The sequence below is a fragment of the Flammeovirga agarivorans genome, assembly GCF_012641475.1.
GTDB lineage: Bacteria > Bacteroidota > Bacteroidia > Cytophagales > Flammeovirgaceae > Flammeovirga > Flammeovirga agarivorans.
Map to the genome: position 1 here is coordinate 1 of NZ_JABAIL010000037.1, position 2,146 is coordinate 2,146.

Consider the following 2,146-nt stretch of genomic DNA (forward strand, 5'->3'; position numbering starts at 1 on the left):
CAACCCACAACAACAGCTAAAACTCCAAGACTCGGGCGACGCGCCCTCGCTCGGTGTTTAGCATTTTCGTTGTGCATAATTGTAGTAAGGAATGATGCTATCTTTATATAAATCACGTATCAAACAAATTAAATCTTCAATACTTAAAAGAGATATAAAGACTGCAAAAAAGAATTTATATTATCTTCCATTCTCTTTATCGGAGATAGAAATTAAAAATTTTGAGAAGAGTGTTTTTGTAATTATAAGGGGATCATTTGGCCGAACAATATCAGACTTAAATATTGAAAGACTCAAAATGTTTTTTGAAGATAGTGAAGGTGTTAAATATTTCTTCGATAAAGTACAGTATTTTAGATTTTACTATAAACTTTTGTTAGAAAAAGAAGAGTTTGACGAAATTGAAAGAACGATGTCAGGAGCACTAGATTGCTATGATCCAGAATTATATTACTTGTATGGATTGTATAATATAAGAATTGGAAAAATTCAAAAAGCACGAAAGTATATCTTTTTAAGTGGTATAGAAAAAAAAGAGACAATCAGTTATAACATGGCCTATTTCGATCAGTTAAAAAATGGACATGGTAATCAGATTGTGGGAAAGAGTAACATACCTTTTGTGAGAAAAATATATAGAAACAAAATCCCGTTACAACTTAAGGAAAAACTTAAGATGTTAAATGCTCCTGAATGGCTTACAAGAGATTAACTATGCACAACAACAGCTAATCTCCATCCATCGGGTGACGCACCCTCTGGTCGTAGTTTAGCATTTACGTTATAGCCAATTAAGACCGAACAAAATGAGTATTGAAGTTCCAATAATAATTCTTATTCTTGCTATTCCAATATATTTTTTATGTAATTGGTTTTTAAAAAAGAGGAATATTGGGGATAGAAAAAGAAGAAAATATTTAGCGATTTTTCCAACTATATTAATAAGTCCAATTGCATACGTAGGATTAATCTGTTTATGGTTTATTTCAGCTACTTATTATCCTACAAATGATTTTGACAAACAAGTATGGGAATCAAATCCTGAAAAAAGATATGAAATGTCAGAAAATATAATTGATAGTAAAATATTAATCGGAAAAACTAAACAAGAAATAATCGATCTTCTTGGTAACGACTTCTATTCATATAATGATAATCATATTGCTTATGAACTTGGATTTGTCCCAAGACTATTCAATATTGACTCTGACCTTTTAGATGTCTACTTTGAAAATGGAAAAGTAATTAAAGTAGACCAACACGGAACATAATATAAAAGGCTATAACAATCGCTAATCTCCATCCATCGGGTGACGCACCCTCTGGTCGTAGTTTAGCCATTACGTTATGCACAATAAGTAGACTCGAGTGAGTGAATTTTTTAAGAAACTGAAGTCAATATTCTTTAAAACAAGAGACAAAAAAATGTCATCAGATAAGGATAAGCTTTCCTTTTCAGAAAGGATTGAACTTGAAAATAGAGAACGATTAAGGAAGACCTTAAATGAAATACCAAGACTGAACTGTCCAAAAGGTTGGGAGTGTCAACAATTTAGTGTTGGAGGTTTAACTGAAATTGGATTTAGTCATGAGCAAACAAATTTACTTTTAGCTATTTCATCAAATGGTAGAGGTTTATTTGATTGTTCTACATTACAGAAAATTGATAGAGACTATGACCAAGACCACCTTATTGACTATCAAAAAATGAAATGTCATGGAATTGGTATTTTAAAAAATGAATCTCTATCAATTGCAGGCTTACATGGAGGTGGATTACCTGTCACGAGCTTAAATAAAGATAGCTTAGATGTTATGGCATTAGATTGGCCTAATACTGAACTAATCTTTGCACCAAATGGCAAGAGTGCTTATATCGAAAAGCATAGATTAGATTGTTTTAGAATTTATCGAACAGATTCTCTAAAAAGCTATGGTTTCTCTATTTGTGGTAATTATTTTGCCATTGGAACTAGTAGTGATCTACTAATTTTTAAAAGAAAATATAAAGTGCATAACAACAGCTAACCTCCATCCACCGGTCGACACGCCCGCTGGTCGTAGTTTAGCCATTACGTTAGCCACTATATATACCATGAAGCATATTTTAGTATTAGTTTTATTAATTATTTCGTTCTCATGTGCA

Annotated in this window: 3 protein-coding genes; all 3 read left to right on the plus strand. The window is 31.7% G+C overall.

Annotated elements, in window-relative coordinates; translation table 11 throughout:
- The first annotated feature begins 91 nt into the window (after positions 1-91).
- The 3 genes from HGP29_RS28025 (at position 92) to HGP29_RS28035 (ending at position 2,028) form a co-directional block, all read left to right on the plus strand.
- Positions 92-712 (plus strand): hypothetical protein, encoded by a 621-nt coding sequence (locus tag HGP29_RS28025; RefSeq protein WP_168885786.1) that lies wholly within the window; start codon positions 92-94, stop codon positions 710-712.
- A 94-nt stretch (positions 713-806) separates the two neighbouring features.
- Positions 807-1,271 carry a hypothetical protein gene (locus tag HGP29_RS28030; protein ID WP_168885787.1) on the plus strand — a complete coding sequence of 155 codons (465 nt, stop codon included), beginning with the start codon at positions 807-809 and terminating at the stop codon, positions 1,269-1,271.
- 154 nt (positions 1,272-1,425) lie between these two features.
- Positions 1,426-2,028 carry a hypothetical protein gene (locus HGP29_RS28035; protein ID WP_168885788.1) on the plus strand — a complete coding sequence of 201 codons (603 nt, stop codon included), beginning with the start codon at positions 1,426-1,428 and terminating at the stop codon, positions 2,026-2,028.
- The last annotated feature ends 118 nt before the right edge of the window (positions 2,029-2,146 follow it).

Coding starts and splice junctions, on each gene's coding strand:
- HGP29_RS28030 (WP_168885787.1), top strand. CDS start 807: ATGAGTATTGAAGTTCCAATAATAATTCTTATTCTTGCTATTCCAATA.
- HGP29_RS28035 (WP_168885788.1), top strand. CDS start 1,426: ATGTCATCAGATAAGGATAAGCTTTCCTTTTCAGAAAGGATTGAACTT.
- HGP29_RS28025 (WP_168885786.1), top strand. CDS start 92: ATGATGCTATCTTTATATAAATCACGTATCAAACAAATTAAATCTTCA.